Below are 16,398 nucleotides of genomic sequence, written 5' to 3' on the forward strand. Positions count from 1 at the left end.
CAGCTCACTCTCGTCGGTGGAAGGTGATCTTGCCGGTGGGGGTGTGGGTGGTGGTGTAGCGCTGGTCGTGGGCCAGCCGGTGATGTCGGTAGCAGAGCAGGCGGCCGTTGTCGAGGGTGGTGGGACCACCGTGTGACCACGGGACGTCGTGGTGGGCGTGGCAGAGGCCCGGTGGCATGTCGCAGCCGTCGGCGGTGCAACCACCATCGCGCAAGGCCATCGCCAATCTCTGGGGTCGGTCGTGCAGGCGGCGGGTGCGGCCGAGGTCGAGTACCCGGGACTCGCCATCCAGCACCGCCGGGACTATTCCGGCCTCGCAGGCGAGGCGTCGGGCTTCGCCGGCGGAGAGCCGGCCGCCGGTGTCCAGGGTCGCCGCGGTCAGCCCACCGAGCAGGGTCTCGAGGGTCATCGTGACGACCACGGTGGCCGAGACCCCGCCGCTGGTCGGTAGGTGCTGCGCGGGGTAGGTCTCGACCCATTCGCCGAACGCATGCCCCAGCCGCAGGGCCGTCGGGACCGGGATCGGCTCGGCGGGGCGGTTGGCGCGGTGTTTGGGTGCGGCCAGGGCGAGGAGTTGTTTGCGGAGCATCTGCCCCACAGCCGACGGCAGGGTGAACCGGCCGTGGCAACGCCCTTGGCCGTCATCGGTCATCGTGAACCGGGTGGTCGCGTCGGCGTGGGCCTCTTCGGCCTCAAGCTGGCGGGCCTCCTCGGCATCGGCGACCTCGGGCGCGACGACGTCGAGGATGCGCCGGCCCAGGACCCGCAACGCGGCCGCGTCGTGATCGGCGGCCAGGGCCAGCAACCGGGTCTGAGCCCGGTCGACTACCACAGGGTCGGCGGTGTCGGGCAGCGCCTCGATAGCGTCGACGAGCACCTGCGCCTGGTCGGCCAACACGTCACCGGCGGCCAGGGCCTTGCGGACCGGGGCGTGCCGGTCGGTCTCCAGGGCGTGGGCCAAGACCATGGCGCGGCGGGCACCTGCGCTGGTCTGCCGGGTCGTCACCGCCCACCCGCCGGATTGAGGAGGTCGCGCAGCGACCGTCTCGAAATCACACCGCGGTCGATGCGGCACCGGTGGCGTCGCCCAGCCGCCGGCGGTCGGCCTCGGCCGCCACCCGGAGCTCGAGCTCCCGGACCCGGGAATTCAGCCGGGACAGGTCAGCAAGTGCCGCCGCGACCTCGACATCACCCAACGTCGACAACGGCACCGCGGCTAGCTCATCGAGGGCCGCGTGCACACCCGCCAGCCCGGACACCAGTGGTCGCGTCGGCGTCTGCCACAGCGTCATCGAAGCCACCCCCATCGCGCGTCAGAGAACGTGACCGGCAGCGACTGCCACCGGCATTTCACGTGTCTCGACACAGCGCGCCTGTGAGGGGCGAACCACCCACCGGTGGTCCGGGCCGAGCCCATCAGCGTCGACATGTTGGCTCGAACTTGTGTTCGATTGTAGGCGCAGATGGATGCGTCCGTCAAGAGATCAATCCCGCGACGCACCCCGCCAGCGAGCGGAATTTGTGCGTCTCATAGGCCGTGAGGTCGGAGCCACCGGCACCGACCTGACTCGGCTCAATATTTCGGGTTGAGTGGGCACACGCTCGGCTAACCTGTGGGCTTGTCTCTGGGCGATGACCGATTTGCGCACTAGTTGGGGGTCCATAGGGTGCTGCCGTGGCCTATGTGCGGACCGTGAGGACCTCCTCGGGGGCACCGCGGTGCAGATCGTGCACGCCTCGCGGAAAGGCTCACGCAAGATCGAGCACCTCGGCTCGGCCACCCCCGAGGAAGTAGAGGCCCTCGATCGTTGCTGCGCAACGGTTGGCCCAGGGCCAGGCAGAGCTCGACCTGGGTCTGGAGATCGCTGCGGCGACTGGCTCGGGCGGGCCGTTGGAGATCGTCTCGTTGGGGATGGCCCATCTGATCGATGCGCTCTGTGGTGCCTACGACGCGCTCGGGTTCGACGAGGCCACTGGCGGTGATGAGGTGTTCCGCCAGCTCGTGCTGGCCAGGATTACGGAGCCCACCAGTAAATAAGACAGCGTCCGGGTCGTGCAAGAGACCGGCCTGGCGGCGGTGTCTTACCCCACGATCAAGCGCCGGCTAGTGGCGCGGATTTGAAGTTGTTGGACGGTTGGCCTTCTTGAGGATCTCCTCGGCGGTCTTGGTCCAGACGAAGGGGTGGGAGCGTTCGTTCCAGCCATCGATGAAGGTGCGGATCTTGGTGTTGAGGTCCTTGACGGACTTGAACACGCCTCGGCGGATGGCCTGGCGCTCGACGATGCCGAACCAGACCTCCACGAGGTTCATCCAGGAGGCGTGGGTCGGGGTGAAGTGCACGACGAACCTCGGGTTGGCTGCCAGCCACTCGCGGACGTTCTTGTGCTTGTGGGCGGCGTAGTTGTCCATCACCAGGTGCAGCTCGACCAGGTCGCCGGCCTCGTCGACGACTTCGCGGTAGGCCCGTTCGATCTGCTTGAGGAATGCCAAGAACTCTTGGTGTCGGTGCCGCGGCTTGAGTGCCGCGGTGACCTGCCCGGTCGCGATATCGAGAGCAGCGAACAGGGTCGTGGTGCCGTGTCGGTAGTAGTCGTGCGAGCGGCGTTCGATCCTTCCTTCCTGCATCGGCAAGATCGGCACCGTCCGGTCCAGCGCCTGGATCTGGGACTTCTCATCCACACACAGCACGATCGCGTTCTCCGGCGGCGCGAGATACAGGCCGCAGATGTCGGTGACCTTGCCGACCAGCTCGGGGTCGGTGGAGAACCGGAACGACTCGGCCTTCCAGGGCTTGATCCCGTAGGCCCGCCAAGCCCGCTGGATCGCCGATGGGCTCACCCTGAGTCGGGCCGCCAACAGCCGAGACGACCAGTGTGTCACCCCCAACTTCTTCGGCGGCGACTTCAACGTCTCGGCCACGATCTGGCGGTGATCCAACGACCGCGGACGACCCGGACGAGGAGCATCACGCAGTCCCGCGATGCCGCGGTCCTGATACCGGCCACGCCAGTTCAGCACCGTCGTCACCGTCGCGTCAGTCAGCTCAGCGATCCGCGTGTTCGCCACACCGTCCGCGGCCAGCAACACGATCCGTGCTCGCTTCGCCGCCGAGGCACCGAACCTGTCGGATCGCGTCCATCGCTCAAGTTCGTCACGGTCACCAGCACGAAGGGTCAACGCCGGTGCAGGTCGATTCGCCACACCCAGATGATTTCAGATCCCAAACCATCTAGCAATTAACGACGCGCACCACTAGCTTCCTACGGTGAGCAGTCATGGCGCCAGGGGCTGGCCGCGGCGTGCGCGGCACGCGCTCGCTGGGGCCAGCCAGCCTGGTCCTCTACGACGTCACGACCCTGTACATCGAGACCCACGAGGGTGACGGGTTCCGGAGCCGGGGTTCCCCAAAGAACGCAGGCTGGAGCCCCAGATCACGGTCGGGCTGTTGATCCCTGGAATTCGTGCTGAAGAACCGCGCATCTGGAATCAGATCAGGTATCTATTGATGCCATTCGCGACCAGGGTACCGCAATACTATGACAATCTACCGCCACAATGCATATGGATCTACCTATACGAACGCTTCGCGGCCGACATAGCCATGCTCTTTCGCTCTTCAAAGGAAAATGGAACACACTGGTAAATGCTCTTTCAGGTTACATCAAGGATGATGTCCTTCAATTCAATCAGAGCTTCGATTCGATAGCTAGCCTGTGAAAAGTCTTGTGCTTTTGTAAAGTCGTTATAGACAACGACACAGTCAATACCGGCCGCCACGGCTGAGTTCAACCCTCTGGATGAATCCTCTACAACCAGTGTCTCTTCTTTGGTGACTCCGAGGCGCCTTAAGCCGGTCAGGTATGGTTCCGGGTGCGGCTTGGTGAACTTGTAGTCTTCGCGAACAAGGACGAAATCCATGAATTGTTCAACTTGGCGCATTTCATGGATAATTTCAAAATCCACACGTTTTGCAGTCGTCACGATGGCCATGCGGACGTATTTTGACAGTTCAGCAAGAGTTTCAACGACGCCTTCAATCTCAATGGCTTCCGTTCTAAGAGATTCCTGATAATAATCATTACGAACCTCACGCTGCCTGCTGATGATCTGTTCATCAATACCTGCCGCCCTGGCTTGGGCCCAAGTGCCCAATCCCTGGTTCATGTCCCGGAGGTATTGATCCTTGTGCAAAGTCAAACCAATGTCCGCCAGGGCGCGCTCTCCAGCTTTGTAATACCAGAATTCGGTATCCACCAGAACACCATCATGATCGAAGAGTATGTACTTTTTCACTCTCTTGATCCTTTCCGATAGCCGCGGCAACCATGTGCGCCATCACGAGTCGCACCGTGATCACCGATAAGTAGAACGGCCACTGATATTTGCGTTGTCGGTGACAGCTCTCTCCAGACTGACCGGCATGTGTGCCGGCATGTGTGCCGGTGAGAGGCTATCGGCGTGGCCAAAGAGCGATTCATGTCGCGCCCGACGACTGACACCCCGATCAGGTGCCCGCCGATTCAGTAGCGGAAGGCTGCCACGCGACGTTCCATGTCCGCGGCCATCCTCGCGAGCTCGTGGACGGCCGCGAGGGTTTGGTTGACAGCTTGTGTGGTGGTGGCCGCGGCGGTGGCGACGCCGTTGATGTTGGTGGCGATCTGGCCAGAGCCGCTCGAGGCGTGGGTGACGTTGCGGCTCATCTCATTGGTGGTCGCGGTCTGCTCCTCGACGGCCGAGGCGATGGTGAGTTGGTAGTCGTTGATCGAGGTGATGATCGTGGCGATCTGCCCGATAGCGTCGACCGCGCCGCTGGTGTCACCCTGAATCGCCTCGACGCGGCGTGCGATGTCATCAGTGGCGTTGGCGGTCTCGCGGGCGAGTTCCTTGACCTCGTTGGCGACCACTGCGAAGCCCTTGCCGGACTCGCCGGCGCGGGCGGCCTCGATGGTGGCGTTCAGCGCGAGCAGGTTGGTCTGCTCGGCGATCGAGGTGATCACCTTGACGACGTTGCCGATCTCCTGGCTGGAGACTCCGAGCTTGGCCACCGTCTCGTTGGTGCTGTCGACCATGGAGACGGCCTGCGAGGCCACCCGGGCCGCCTCGTTGGCAGAGTGGGCGATCTCGCGGATCGAGGCCCCCATCTGTTCGGCACCGGCTGCGACCGTCTGCACGTTGCGCGACACCTCGTCGGCGGAGGAGGCGACCACGCCTGACTGCACGGAGGTCTCCTCGGCACCGGCGGCGATCTGCTGGGAGGACGCAGAGAGCTCTTCGGCAGCCGAGGCCAGCGTCTGGGCGTTCGCGCCCATGGACTTCATCGACTCGCGCATCGCCGCGACGGCGGTCTCGAGGGCCTCGGCCATCTGTGCGACCTCGTCGCGACCGGTGCTGGGCACGGGTGAGGCCAGGTCACCGTCGGCGAGCAGTTGCAGCCGGTCGCGCAGCGCCCTGGTCGGACGGGTCAGCGACAGGGTGACGACGGTCCCGAGCACGGCCGCCAGGACTGCGGCCAGCGCGCCACCGGCCCACATCAGCAGGGTAGCGGTGTGCTTGGCCGATACGGCGCCGGCGCGGGCGTCGGCGAAGTCGGCCTTCGCCACGGCCACCGCGCGGTCGGCGCCGGCCGCGACCGCATTGAACAGCTCGATCTCCTCGTTGAGGATCAGCGAGTCGGCCTCCGCTTTGGCGTTCGCGCCACCGTCGCGGTAGTCGGCGATGATCGTCGCGTCGAGCGCCATGAATTCCTCGAACTGGTCGCCGGCTTCGTTCAGTGCCGTCGTCGCAGCTTCGACGGTGCTTCGGTTGCGCGCGGTCGCGAGCTCGGCCCGGAAGCTGTCGGCGGAGGCGAGGAAGGCCTTGCGCGAGGCGCCGTCGTCCTCGGTCGCGTCACTGGTCCCCAACGAGACGTCCAAGGCGTAGGCGGTCTGCCAACCGTTGAAGTCTGCGGCACGGTACTTCACCTGCATCACCGCCTCGGTAAACCGTTGGCTGGCCGCCATTCGCGCGGACGCGTTCTCCAGCCGCCCCATCGACGTGGTCGCCGCAGCGGCCAGACCGAAAATCAGCAGCACGATGAGACCGAAGGCCGCACCGAGACGGACTCCGATCCGCATACGGTTCACAGTCGACAACATTGTGCCTCTTCTCTTGCCTGAACCGTCCGGCCCGGCTGTGCGAGTAGATGAACGAACATGTCTACGATCGGCTCCGCGAACTCCGACATGAGACGAACGGGACCGTCGACTTCGGTGGCGCGGATACGGTCGGCGAAGTCCTGGACCGGGAGCCACACCCTCCCGAGGTGCTCCAGCACATGCGAGACCACCTCGAGGAGGCCAAGCCTTGGCATCGAGGCAATCAACGACTGAGTTAGGCCGACGGGCAGCGCGAGTAGACGCTGATGTGGCGCGGACTGTCGGCCGCGAAGTCCTCACCCTTCCACCCACCCCACCGGTCGACGAGTCGAAGGCCCGCGATCCGGGCCATCAGGTCGTGCTCACTCGGGTACGACAGCCGCTGCGAGATCGGGCCCATCCGCACACCCGAGGCGCTGAGGTGCACGTGGTTCTCGTCTGCCACCTGGCTCACCGGGTCGTAGCTGACGACGTCGAGGACGACCTCGCCTGCCGCGACGTACTCCGCGTCGACGAACTGCCGTCGCCCTTTCAGCCACGCCTCCGGCACGCCGGTCTCGACGACGAAGACACCGTCCGGGGCGAGGTGGCGCGCGGCGTTCTCGTAGCACCGCACCTGGTCGTCCTGCGTCAGCAGGTTGTGGATCGTGTTGAAGACCAGGTAGACGAGCCCGTAGTCGCTGCCCGGCGCATCAGCCGCGGACATGTCACCGACCGTCACCGGAAGGCCAGCGCCCGAAGGCTTCGCGCGCAGCTGCGCCAACATTTCGACCGAGAGCTCGATGCCGTGCACCTCGACGCCCCGCTCCGACAGGGGTACGGCGACCCGGCCGGTGCCGATGGCGAGCTCGAGTGCCGGACGTGACCCGGCGAGGCCGGCCAGGAAGTCGACCGTCTCGTCCTCGTCACCGCGTAGCTCGTCGTCGTACCGCTCGGCCGTCTCGCCCACGAAGCTGGTGGCCGGATCGAATCCATCCATACGGGCACGTTCCCTCACCCGGCAGCCGTCAGCAACCGGGTTTCGCGGCAGGACATTTGTCCTCCCGGATCCACGACATGGTCCCCTGCCCGACGCGACGCGCGCTTCCTAACGTGGGTACGTCGCCCAGGGAGGGCGGCCAAGAGGAGGAACGATGAGAACGCAGACCTGGCTCAAGGAAGGGGCCATAGTGCTCGAGGCGATGCTGGCGGCGCTCGTCGCATGGTCCCTGTGGTCGTCGGTCGGTGACGTGGAGCTGACCGCCGGGAGCGGCGCTGACGTGCGCCACGTCGGCGTGGGAGCAGCCGTCACGACCGCCCTGGTCGTGGCCGTCGCGGGCGCCCTTGCACTGCGAGCATTCGAGGCCATGAGCAAGCGCGGGCGCACCTGGTGGACCGTGGTCGCAGCCGCCGTCTGGCTGCTTTCCCTGCTCGGGCCACTCGGCGCCCGCGACACATCGGCGTGGCTGGCCCTCACGTCGCTGCACCTGGTGGTCGGCGCGATCGTGCTGTTCGGCCTGCGATGGGCCCACGGCGCCGAACGCCAGCGCGTAGCGTGACGGCCGTGCGGATCTCGTTCGGTTGTGGCTGGCAGCGCAACGCGTCCGTGCTGCTCTGGACGCCCGTGCTTCTGCTCGGTCCCGTCCTCGACGCGGGCGGTGGCGCCACGATGGTGGCGTTCCAGCTCGGCCTCGTTGCGGTGATGGCCGCCAGTGCGGTGACCGCCGTACTCACGAGCGGAAGAAGCCGCCGCGACCCGACTCCGTACGTCGCACTCTCGACCCTGGCAGCGGCGACCTTCGCCGGCGCCCAGCACGGCAGCGAGTGGCTGCCCACCTGGATCCTGCTCGCGCTCACCGTGCCGTCGGTGCTGCGCGGCCGGTGGCTGGCCGGCGCTCTCCCCGTGGTGGCCGCGGCCTCGATGTGGGCCGCCTGGCTGGTCGAGCCACACTCCACCGATCGGATGTGGAGCGAGGGCTTCGTCGTCCTGCTCGCAGGGCTGGCCAACACCGCGGTGCTGCGGCTCATCGACACGATCGAGGAGCTGCGTCGTACCCGCCAGGAGCTGACCCGGCGCGCCGTCGCCGAGGAGCGGGAGCGCTTCTCGCGCGACCTGCACGACCTCCTCGGTCACACGCTGTCGGTGATGGTCGTGAAGGCAGAAGCAGTACGCCGCCTGGCCGATCGCGGACCCGGAAGCCGCAGCCCTGCACGCCGCAGACATCGAACGGGTCGGCCGCGAGGCGCTCGTCCAGGTGCGCGAGGCCGTCGATGCGACACGCGCACTGAGCCTGGGCGACGAGCTCGACGGCGCCCGGATGGCGCTCGATGCCGCCGGCATCCGCACCGAGGTCTCGACGTACGACGGACCGCTGCCCGCGCAGGCGGAGGACGCGTTCGCCTGGGTGGTGCGCGAAGGGGCGACCAACGTGTTGCGGCACTCGGGCGCCGGCCACTGCCGCTTCGAGCTCAGCGGCACGGATGGCCAGCTGGTGCTGACCGTCGCCGATGACGGCGTCGGGGGTCCGGCTTCCGGCTCGGGACGCGAGGGCGGTCTCGACGGGCTGAGCCGGCGCCTCGTCGCTGCCGGCGGTCGCCTCGACGTCGAGCCGACGACAGATGGCTTCCGGCTCACCGCCCGGATCCCGAAGGCGGCCCGATGATCCGGGTACTGCTGGCCGAGGACCAGGCCATGATGCGCGGCGCGCTCGCCGTACTCCTCGGTCTGGAGGAGGACCTCGAGATCGTGGCCGAGGTGTCCGACGGGGCCGACGTCGTGCCGCGCGCGCTGGCCACTCACCCCGACGTCGCGCTGCTCGACATCGAGATGCCGCACGTCAGCGGGCTCGACGCCGCAGCCGAGCTGGCGACCCGGCTGCCCGAGTGCAAGGTGGTGATCGTGACGACGTTCAGCCGCACCGGCTACCTGCAGCGGGCGATGGCCGCTGGAGCACGAGGATTCCTCGTCAAGGACGGTCCGGCCGACGGCCTCGCCGACGCGATCCGGCGAGTGGTTGCCGGCGAGACCGTGATCGACCCGGAGCTCGCCGGGGCGGCCCTGCGCGCCGCGCACTCCCCGCTGACCGCTCGCGAGCGCGACGTACTCGCGGCAGCGGAGGACGGCGTCACGATTGGTGACATCGCCGCTCGCCTGCACCTCTCGGAGTCGACCGTGCGCAACTACCTCTCGGCCGCGATCGGCAAGACCGGGACACGCAACAAGGTCGAGGCCGCCCTGTCCGCACGTCGCAGTGGACGGCTCTGACGCCACGTTGACATCACTTGGCGTCACAACTGCTTGACATTGACGTCATGTTGATGTCAGAGTGATGCACATGGACATCACGCCGTACGTCGACAGCCTCCGCCGGGACCTCATGGCCGCGGCCGACTCGGGGGGCGAGGAGCTCCGCAACGCCGCCGAGCGTCTGGCGTTCGCGCTGGACCCGGCCACCCGGCTCGCCCTGATGGAAGCCATCAGCCAGGCCGCCGCCGAGATCACCACCGAGCTGCCCTCGGGCAGCGTCGACGTCCGGCTCAACGGCCGCGAGCTCGACTTCGTCGTCCAGACCGCACCGTCGTCGTCGGCCCCGGTCCCGCCGCCGCCCCCCGCGCCACCGGCTCCCGAGGAGTCCGACGAGGGCGGGCTGGCCCGGGTCACGCTCCGCATTCCCGAGTCGGTCAAGACCCGGGCCGAGGAGAAGGCCGCACAGTCGGGCCACAGCCTCAACACCTGGCTGGTCGGCGTGGTGCGGGCAGCCACCAGCGACTCGGCGATCCGGGTCGACGTCGACCTCTCGAGCATCCCGTTCTTCGGGGGCAACGACCCCTTCAGCACCCGCGGCAAGAACAGCCGTCGGATGTCCGGCTGGGTGTAACGACACCAGCGCAACCCACGTCAAGCCCCCACCGCGGGCCAGCACCCAGGCTGGTCACGTCTGCCGAGCACGCCCGAAGGAGACCCGATGACCGACCACACGTTCACCACCGAGACCCCCGTCGACCTGTACGTCGAGATCAGCAAGGGCAACGTCGCGATCCGCACCGCCGACACCACCGAGACCACCGTCATCATCGACGGCCAGTACGCCGACGACGTCGTCGTCTCCCACGAGGGCAGGGCCGTCCGCGTGATCGGCCCGAAGTCCCGGACGGGCTTCCTGGGCGGCACCGACCACTCGCTGGACGTCGAGATCACCGTCCCCCACCAGAGCCGCGCGAACGTCAAGACCGGTAGCGCTGACATCACCTGCCACGGCGAGCTGGCCGCCTGCCAGTTCCGGACCGGATCCGGCGACATCCAGGTCGAGGACCTCGCCGGACCGGGCGTCATCGAGACCGGCTCGGGCGACGTACGCATCGCCACCGCGTCGGCCGAGCTCCGCATCAAGAGCGGCTCGGGCGACATCCAGGTCGACCACGCTGAAGCCACCGCAGCCATCTCTACCGGCTCGGGCGACGTCTCGATCGGCACGACCGGCGCCCCGGTCGCCGTCAAGAGCGGCTCGGGCGACGTGACCGTCACAGAGGCCGACGCCGACGTCGCCCTTTCGACGGGCAGCGGCGACCTGGTCGTCAGCACCGCCCGGCGCGGCAAGTTCACGATCAAGGGCGCGTCCGGCGACGTACGCCTCGGCATCCCCGCCGGCACGCCCGTCTGGACCGACATCAACACCCTCAGCGGCCGGATCGACTCCAACCTCGAGGGCACCGGCGAACCCGCCGACGGCCAGGACCACGTCGAGGTCCGCGCCAAGACCGCCAGCGGCAACATCGTGCTGCGCCAGGTCTGACCCCCACACAATTCACAGACCCATTCACAGACAGGGAAAACCTCATGCACGAGAGCGCATCCGAAGTCGAGCTCATCGCCCGCAGCCAGATCAACGAGCGGATCGCCGGCGCCCCGGTCCGCACCCGGACCGCCCGGCCCAAGCGTCGTACGTCGATCGCGCGCAGCCTGCGCCGCGCGGCCGACCTGCTCGACAACTGAACAGGGTCAGGAACGCCTCATCACGAACGCATGGCGACACCACGTCGCCAGTAGCCCATGAAGGCCACCTGGCGGCGATCGATGCCACGGTCCCGCACCAGGTGGCGGCGCAGCCCGGTGACCACGCCGGACTCGCCGGCGATCCAGGCATAGAGATCGGCGTCGGGGCTCGCCCCCGACTCCGGCAGCTCCTCACCCGAGCTGGAGTAGGTCGGCGTCTCCCACAGGTCGACGTCCACCTCGTCCGGGTTCGTCGAGATGACGGCGTCCCCGGCACCGAGATGAGCGAGTACGGCGGCGTGCAGCTTCTCGCCGAGCGGAGCCCCGTCGCGGGGCACCCAGACGACCTGCACGCCCTCGGGGGACCCGAGATCCAGTACGTCGCCGGCGACCGGCACCTCGAGAAACGCGGCCCCACGAGCGTCAGCCGGCAGGTCGCGCAGGATCCCGCTGATCGCCGGCACCGCGGTCTCGTCGCCCACGATCAGCAGCCGCGGGTCGTGCCCCGCGGAGCTCGAGTCGAACTCGATGCCGCCGTAGGCCGCGCCCGCTCGCGGCGCCAACGTCACCAGACGGTCGCCGACCTGCACAGCGTCGGCCCAGGCGGCGCCGGGACCGGTCGGGCCGGGCTCGACGTGCAGCACGATGTCGACCAGGATCCGGGTCTCCGCGCCGGTGCCGTTCACGTCACGAATCGTGTAGGTGCGCATGTGGCCGCGCTCGCCCTCGGGCCGGTCGAGCCAGGTGTCGAACCACGACTCGTCCGCGCCGGTGTAGTCCGGCAGCTTGCCGCTCGACCCCGGGAACACCAGCTTGAAGCGCTGGTCCAGCAGCGGCCCGTCGACACCGAAGTCCGCCAGGCAGGCGCCACCGAGCTCGACGCGGACGAAGCTCGGCGAGAGCCGTTCGACAGCGGTCACCTCGACGGCGTCGAGGATCATGGGCAGCTGGGTCGTCGTACTCGACATGGCGGATCCTTCGAAGTAGGCTGTCGTTACTTAGGGTACCCTAACTTCGCGTCGCAGGCCGGATTGAGCTGGGATCAGATGCTGGTCCGGTGGAAGTTCTTGAACGAACGTGACGGCGTCGGGCCGCGCTGGCCCTGGTAACGCGAGCCGTACTTCTCCGAGCCGTACGGGTGCTCGCTCGGCGAGGTCAGCCGGAAGAAGCAGAACTGGCCGATCTTCATGCCCGGGTAGAGCTTGATCGGTAGGGTCGCGACGTTGGCCAGCTCGAGCGTCACGTGGCCCGAGAAGCCAGGGTCGACGAAGCCGGCGGTGGCGTGGGTCAGCAGGCCCAACCGGCCCAGCGACGACTTGCCCTCGACGCGGGCTGCGATGTCGTCGGGCAGCGACACCACCTCGTACGTCGAGCCCAGCACGAACTCCCCCGGGTGCAGGATGAACGGGTCGTCGCCCTCCGGCTCGACCTCACGCGTGAGGTCCTCCTGGTCGGCGGCCGGGTCGATGTGCGGGTACTTGTGGTTCTCGAAGACGCGGAAGAAGCGGTCGAGCCGTACGTCGATGCTCGACGGCTGCAGCATCTCCGGATCCCACGGCTCCATGGCGACTCGGCCGGCGTCGATCTGGGCGAGGATGTCGCGGTCACTGAGGAGCACGACGGCACCCTACTCGGTGCTCGTCGCGCGGCGACGGACAGAATGGGGCCATGGCAATCCATCGCTACGTCGCCATCGGGGACTCCTTCACCGAAGGCGTCGGCGACCCCGATCCCGACCGCCCCAACGGCCTACGCGGCTGGGCCGACCGCGTCGCCGAGGTGCTCGCGACCGAGACCGACGACTTCGGTTACGCCAACCTCGCGATCCGCGGCCGCAAGTTGCGCCCGATCGTCGCCGAGCAGCTCGAGCCAGCGCTCGCACTCGGCCCCGATCTCGTCACGATCCACGCCGGCGGCAACGACGTGCTCCGCCCGAAGGTCGACCTCGACGCACTCTCCGCGGCGTACGACGATGCCGTGAGTCGGCTGACCGCGTCAGGGGCGCGCGTGGTCATCTTCACCATCTTCGACCCGGGCGGCTCGGGCATCTACGCACCAGTGCGCGGACGGATGGCGATCTTCAACGAGTGGGTCCGCGAGATCGCCGACACCCACGGCGCCACCCTGGTCGACATGTGGCGGATGCGCAGCGCCGACCTGGCGCAGATCATGGACACCGACCGCATGCACCTCAACGCCGCAGGCCACCAGCACATGGCGATGGCGGTCCTCGACGCCCTCGGCGTCGAGCACCCGCTGGAGCCGCATCCGACCCGGCTGATCCCGACCCTGGCGCGCCGCGCGCAGGTCGCCGCAAACGTGAAGTGGACCCGCGAGTTCCTCGGACCGTGGGTGCACCGCCGGGTGACTGGCCGCTCGTCGGGAGACGGCGTCCTGCCCAAGCGACCGACCCTGGAGCCCATCGCGCCGGCTCGTTGATACGATCGGCGCGCATCCTGCGGATGTAGCTCAGTTGGTAGAGCGCGACCTTCCCAAGGTCGATGTCGCGAGTTCGAATCTCGTCATCCGCTCCAAGACCCGATGTCGCGCCGAGCGCGACACTCTGCCCACCCGTCGATGTCGCGAGTTCGAATCTCGTCATCCGCTCCAAGACCCGATGTCGCGCCGAGCGCGACACTCTGCCCACCCGTCGATGTCGCGAGTTCGAATCTCGTCACCCGCTCCAAGACCCGATGTCGCGCCGAGCGCGACACTCTGCCCACCCGTCGATGTCGCGAGTTCGAATCTCGTCACCCGCGCCACAAGTCCCCGGCTCGAAACCTCCTCGAATTACAACACTGTCATTCAGCGGCGTGTCGCTGCCCTGGTACAGATGTGACTGATGGGACACTTGCGCCTTTTGGGACTGTCGGGGACAGTGAGGCGTCAGCCACCGCCGCCATCCCGATCGAGGTCTTCCCCAGATGCTCCGCCGCACCCTGTCCCGGCCCACCCTGTCGAGGCCCGCGGCCATCGCGCTCGGAGCCCTTGCGCTCGTCGTCGCGGTCGCGCCGTTCCTCCCCGACGCCGACTCCGGGCCGGGCATCGCCCCGTCCGGCCGCGACGCCGCCTTCCGCACGAGCACCACAGCCGGACGCGGCCAGGTCACGCCGGCCATGCAGGCCGAGATCGATCGCGTGGTCGCTGCCGGCGCCGTACGCCCGGGCGCGCGACCGACCCCAGCCGGATCCGCGCGCTGCGCGACCTTCGACGGCCAGCGCTACTGCCTCGGCGTTGGCTGGACGACGCAGTCGCAGGCCCAGGTGCAGGCCCGGGTGTCGTACGCCGCCCAGGCGATCGCCGCGCGCCGTCCCACCGCGGTCGAGACCACCGGAGACCTCGACGCCGCGGCCGCTCTCACGCGCACCGCGAAGCTGAGCCCCACCGGCCGCACCCGTCGCGAGCGGGCCGAGCTCACCGACGCCGCCCGCTCCGTCGCGAAGGTGTGGTTGCTGCGTCACGAGATCCAGGGCGCTCCGCTGCCAGAGGGCTTCGCCACTGCACACCCTGAAGCCATCGCTGCCCGCCGGGGCGACTCGACCGCAACCACGACCACGACCCCCTCGGCTCCCCCGACCGTCGCCGTCAACGAGGCCACGACGGCGAGCAAGACCGCCGCCGAGTACCCACAGCTCGCGACCGTGCTCGACGAGACCCAGGTTGCGCAGCAGAGCCGCAGCTACTGGTGCGGCCCGACCGCGATGCAGATGGTGGCGTGGGGCTGGCGCCAGAAGCGGCAGCCACAGAAGAAGTGGGCGCGCAAGATCGGCACCTCGACCGCCGGCTCGTCGATCACCGACGTCGTCCGCGTCATCAACAACAACACCGGCTGGGACCGCGCCGAGCACGCCGGCACCTTCGTCACGCTCGACATCGGCGACTTCACCTTCGACGAGTGGTACCTGGTGATGATGCGCCACGTCACCGACTACACCGCCCCCGTGCTGCTGCACCCGGTGCTGGAGAAGAAGTACTACCCCTACCTCGACGACAACGCCTCCGGGCACTTCCAGGTCGGTCGCGGCTACGACCAGAACCCCACCGGCGAGCCGCTCCTGAGCTACTTCGAGCCATGGAACCAGCAGGCGTTCGACCCGAGCGAGCCGTACATCGAGCGGGTCCAGTGGCAGTCGGCCTACCAGCAGTTCCGCGCCAACCAGGCCCACTTCCAGCACAACATCGGCGTCTGATGCGGGCCCTCGCGGCGTACGGCGCGGCGGTGGCCCTGCTGGCGGGGCTGCTCGCCGGCTGCGCTGACGACGAGCCGGACGCAGTGCCGCCGGTCGAGCCCTCCCTCAGCTCGAACGCCAGCCCGACCGAGAGCCCGTCGACGATCGTGTCACCGGCCGGCGACGTCATCCCCACCACCGCGCTGCTCGACTGGACGAGCACTGGCAGCAACCCCGAGGACGAGGTGGTCCAGGGGGCCGAGTGGAGCGCAGAGGTGACCGGCAACGGTGCTGGCGCCGAGCTCACCGGTCCCGGCGAGAGCCGCACGATCGAGGCCGGCAAGGGACGCCGCATCGACGACGTACTCCTCGACGACGAGTGGCTGGTCGTCGTCGCCCAGGACAAGCAGGAGACCCGTCCCGCACAGGCCACCGTGCTCGAGCTGGCGACCGGCGACTCGCGCGACGTGACACCCGAGCCCGCGCCCGGTGGGCAGTGGGCGATGTACGGCGGCACCCTGCACTACCCGACGACCGGACCCCAGAACACCTACTGTCTTGCGGCTTTCGACCTCGCATCGGGCGAGGGCGAAGTCGATTACTGCGCCCCACCGAAGCACGGCTTCTCCAATGTCGTCGCGAGCAGTACGACGACCGCGCTGATGACCTTCGACGACACCCGCCCGGTCTCGTGCCGCACCCTCGCCACCCTCACCGACGGCGTCGCCGAGCCCGTCGCGGACGTGCCCGAGTGCACCGGCTGGGACATCGCCGCCACCGACACCGGCGCCGTCTGGTCGGTGCTGCCCGACGAGAAGCAGGTCGAGGCCGGCGACTTCTCCGCGAGCGCCGACGGGGCGACGTACCACCTCGGCATGGGCGCGACAGGCACGCTGACTCCCTGCGGCGACTCGGTCTACTTCGCACGCAACGGGGCCGGCGACGAGCCCGCCCAGCTGTTGCACTGGACTCCCGATGCCACGCTCGAGATCGCCTATGCCGCTCCCGGCAACGGGCCGGGCTTCCTCGGCAAGCCTGCCTGCGCTGGCAACGTCCTCACCGTCAGCGCGTTCGGCGCCGGCGGGGACGAGCAGGTCTCGGCGGTCGCGCCGTAGGCTCGAA

17 protein-coding genes, 1 tRNA gene and 2 pseudogenes are annotated in these 16,398 nt (G+C 68.2%); 12 read left to right on the forward strand and 8 right to left on the reverse strand.

The features are described from left to right. Positions 1 to 4 precede the first annotated feature (4 nt). Both H4Q84_RS11545 and H4Q84_RS11550 read right to left on the reverse strand, forming a co-directional pair. On the reverse strand, positions 5 to 1,006 hold the full coding sequence (locus H4Q84_RS11545; protein WP_248583531.1) for an HNH endonuclease signature motif containing protein: 1,002 nt from the start codon (positions 1,004 to 1,006) through the stop codon (positions 5 to 7). Between the two features lie 46 nt (positions 1,007 to 1,052). Further along, positions 1,053 to 1,292 carry a hypothetical protein gene (locus H4Q84_RS11550; RefSeq protein WP_248583532.1) on the reverse strand — a complete coding sequence of 80 codons (240 nt, stop codon included), beginning with the start codon at positions 1,290 to 1,292 and terminating at the stop codon, positions 1,053 to 1,055. A gap of 653 nt (positions 1,293 to 1,945) precedes the next feature. Here H4Q84_RS11550 and H4Q84_RS11555 point away from each other — a divergent pair. After that, positions 1,946 to 2,101: pseudogene (locus tag H4Q84_RS11555) on the forward strand (IS1634 family transposase); the annotation flags it as partial. A gap of 3 nt (positions 2,102 to 2,104) precedes the next feature. Here H4Q84_RS11555 and H4Q84_RS11560 read toward each other — a convergent pair. Then, positions 2,105 to 3,202, reverse strand: coding sequence for an IS630 family transposase (locus H4Q84_RS11560; RefSeq protein ID WP_248579990.1), 1,098 nt, complete (start codon positions 3,200 to 3,202; stop codon positions 2,105 to 2,107). A 27-nt stretch (positions 3,203 to 3,229) separates the two neighbouring features. On the opposite strand from H4Q84_RS11560, the pseudogene H4Q84_RS11565 reads away from it, so the two are divergent. Further along, positions 3,230 to 3,449: pseudogene (locus tag H4Q84_RS11565) on the forward strand (IS1634 family transposase); the annotation flags it as partial. A 203-nt stretch (positions 3,450 to 3,652) separates the two neighbouring features. On the opposite strand, the gene H4Q84_RS11570 reads toward H4Q84_RS11565, so the two are convergent. From H4Q84_RS11570 to H4Q84_RS11580, 3 genes are all read right to left on the reverse strand, one after another. Further along, positions 3,653 to 4,294 carry an HAD-IA family hydrolase gene (locus H4Q84_RS11570; RefSeq protein WP_248583533.1) on the reverse strand — a complete coding sequence of 214 codons (642 nt, stop codon included), beginning with the start codon at positions 4,292 to 4,294 and terminating at the stop codon, positions 3,653 to 3,655. A gap of 227 nt (positions 4,295 to 4,521) precedes the next feature. After that, positions 4,522 to 6,114, reverse strand: coding sequence for a methyl-accepting chemotaxis protein (locus tag H4Q84_RS11575; protein ID WP_248583534.1), 1,593 nt, complete (start codon positions 6,112 to 6,114; stop codon positions 4,522 to 4,524). Between the two features lie 256 nt (positions 6,115 to 6,370). Next, positions 6,371 to 7,114, reverse strand: coding sequence for a class I SAM-dependent methyltransferase (locus tag H4Q84_RS11580; protein WP_248583535.1), 744 nt, complete (start codon positions 7,112 to 7,114; stop codon positions 6,371 to 6,373). A gap of 154 nt (positions 7,115 to 7,268) precedes the next feature. Here H4Q84_RS11580 and H4Q84_RS11585 point away from each other — a divergent pair, with 154 nt between their 5' ends. The 6 genes from H4Q84_RS11585 to H4Q84_RS11610 all read left to right on the forward strand — a co-directional run bounded on the left by H4Q84_RS11585 (position 7,269) and on the right by H4Q84_RS11610 (position 11,107). Then, positions 7,269 to 7,673 (forward strand): DUF6069 family protein, encoded by a 405-nt coding sequence (locus tag H4Q84_RS11585; RefSeq protein ID WP_248583536.1) that lies wholly within the window; start codon positions 7,269 to 7,271, stop codon positions 7,671 to 7,673. 696 nt (positions 7,674 to 8,369) lie between these two features. Next, positions 8,370 to 8,777 carry an ATP-binding protein gene (locus H4Q84_RS11590; RefSeq protein WP_248583537.1) on the forward strand — a complete coding sequence of 136 codons (408 nt, stop codon included), beginning with the start codon at positions 8,370 to 8,372 and terminating at the stop codon, positions 8,775 to 8,777. Then, complete coding sequence (locus H4Q84_RS11595) at positions 8,774 to 9,379, forward strand: response regulator transcription factor (protein ID WP_248583538.1); 606 nt, start codon at positions 8,774 to 8,776, stop codon at positions 9,377 to 9,379. The genes H4Q84_RS11590 and H4Q84_RS11595 overlap by 4 nt, the downstream gene beginning before the upstream one ends. A gap of 70 nt (positions 9,380 to 9,449) precedes the next feature. Continuing rightward, the gene (locus tag H4Q84_RS11600) at positions 9,450 to 9,992 is read left to right on the forward strand and encodes a pilus assembly protein HicB (protein ID WP_248583539.1); all 543 of its coding nucleotides are present in this window, start codon (positions 9,450 to 9,452) and stop codon (positions 9,990 to 9,992) included. A gap of 87 nt (positions 9,993 to 10,079) precedes the next feature. Beyond that, positions 10,080 to 10,907, forward strand: coding sequence for a DUF4097 family beta strand repeat-containing protein (locus tag H4Q84_RS11605; RefSeq protein ID WP_248583540.1), 828 nt, complete (start codon positions 10,080 to 10,082; stop codon positions 10,905 to 10,907). A 44-nt stretch (positions 10,908 to 10,951) separates the two neighbouring features. Then, positions 10,952 to 11,107: a hypothetical protein gene (locus H4Q84_RS11610; RefSeq protein WP_248583541.1), complete on the forward strand. Its 156-nt coding sequence runs from the start codon at positions 10,952 to 10,954 to the stop codon at positions 11,105 to 11,107. Positions 11,108 to 11,127: 20 nt separating this feature from the next. Here H4Q84_RS11610 and H4Q84_RS11615 read toward each other — a convergent pair whose 3' ends face one another. Then, the gene (locus H4Q84_RS11615) at positions 11,128 to 12,075 is read right to left on the reverse strand and encodes a siderophore-interacting protein (RefSeq protein WP_248583542.1); all 948 of its coding nucleotides are present in this window, start codon (positions 12,073 to 12,075) and stop codon (positions 11,128 to 11,130) included. A gap of 74 nt (positions 12,076 to 12,149) precedes the next feature. Further along, positions 12,150 to 12,725, reverse strand: a complete 576-nt coding sequence (dcd, locus tag H4Q84_RS11620; protein ID WP_248583543.1) for a dCTP deaminase — start codon at positions 12,723 to 12,725, stop codon at positions 12,150 to 12,152. A 50-nt stretch (positions 12,726 to 12,775) separates the two neighbouring features. On the opposite strand from dcd, the gene H4Q84_RS11625 reads away from it, so the two are divergent. From H4Q84_RS11625 to H4Q84_RS11640, 4 genes are all read left to right on the forward strand, one after another. Then, positions 12,776 to 13,546, forward strand: a complete 771-nt coding sequence (locus H4Q84_RS11625) for an SGNH/GDSL hydrolase family protein (protein WP_248583544.1) — start codon at positions 12,776 to 12,778, stop codon at positions 13,544 to 13,546. A gap of 19 nt (positions 13,547 to 13,565) precedes the next feature. Continuing rightward, positions 13,566 to 13,641, forward strand: a tRNA-Gly gene (locus H4Q84_RS11630). 390 nt (positions 13,642 to 14,031) lie between these two features. After that, the gene (locus H4Q84_RS11635) at positions 14,032 to 15,297 is read left to right on the forward strand and encodes a C39 family peptidase (protein WP_248583545.1); all 1,266 of its coding nucleotides are present in this window, start codon (positions 14,032 to 14,034) and stop codon (positions 15,295 to 15,297) included. Continuing rightward, entirely contained in the window at positions 15,297 to 16,391 is a 1,095-nt protein-coding gene (locus H4Q84_RS11640; RefSeq protein WP_248583546.1) for a hypothetical protein, read from the forward strand. Before H4Q84_RS11635 ends, H4Q84_RS11640 begins: the two co-directional genes overlap by 1 nt. Positions 16,392 to 16,398 lie beyond the last annotated feature (7 nt).

It is taken from the genome of Nocardioides sp. InS609-2, from assembly GCF_023208195.1.
In the GTDB taxonomy this organism is placed as follows: domain Bacteria; phylum Actinomycetota; class Actinomycetes; order Propionibacteriales; family Nocardioidaceae; genus Nocardioides.

Bases quoted from the DNA above. Each gene is read 5' to 3' on its own strand.
- H4Q84_RS11550 (WP_248583532.1), bottom strand. From the start codon at position 1,292: ATGACGCTGTGGCAGACGCCGACGCGACCACTGGTGTCCGGGCTGGCG.
- H4Q84_RS11575 (WP_248583534.1), bottom strand. From the start codon at position 6,114: ATGCGGATCGGAGTCCGTCTCGGTGCGGCCTTCGGTCTCATCGTGCTG.
- H4Q84_RS11580 (WP_248583535.1), bottom strand. From the start codon at position 7,114: ATGGATGGATTCGATCCGGCCACCAGCTTCGTGGGCGAGACGGCCGAG.
- H4Q84_RS11585 (WP_248583536.1), top strand. From the start codon at position 7,269: ATGAGAACGCAGACCTGGCTCAAGGAAGGGGCCATAGTGCTCGAGGCG.
- H4Q84_RS11595 (WP_248583538.1), top strand. From the start codon at position 8,774: ATGATCCGGGTACTGCTGGCCGAGGACCAGGCCATGATGCGCGGCGCG.
- H4Q84_RS11600 (WP_248583539.1), top strand. From the start codon at position 9,450: ATGGACATCACGCCGTACGTCGACAGCCTCCGCCGGGACCTCATGGCC.
- H4Q84_RS11605 (WP_248583540.1), top strand. From the start codon at position 10,080: ATGACCGACCACACGTTCACCACCGAGACCCCCGTCGACCTGTACGTC.
- H4Q84_RS11610 (WP_248583541.1), top strand. From the start codon at position 10,952: ATGCACGAGAGCGCATCCGAAGTCGAGCTCATCGCCCGCAGCCAGATC.
- H4Q84_RS11615 (WP_248583542.1), bottom strand. From the start codon at position 12,075: ATGTCGAGTACGACGACCCAGCTGCCCATGATCCTCGACGCCGTCGAG.
- H4Q84_RS11625 (WP_248583544.1), top strand. From the start codon at position 12,776: ATGGCAATCCATCGCTACGTCGCCATCGGGGACTCCTTCACCGAAGGC.
- H4Q84_RS11635 (WP_248583545.1), top strand. From the start codon at position 14,032: ATGCTCCGCCGCACCCTGTCCCGGCCCACCCTGTCGAGGCCCGCGGCC.
- H4Q84_RS11640 (WP_248583546.1), top strand. From the start codon at position 15,297: ATGCGGGCCCTCGCGGCGTACGGCGCGGCGGTGGCCCTGCTGGCGGGG.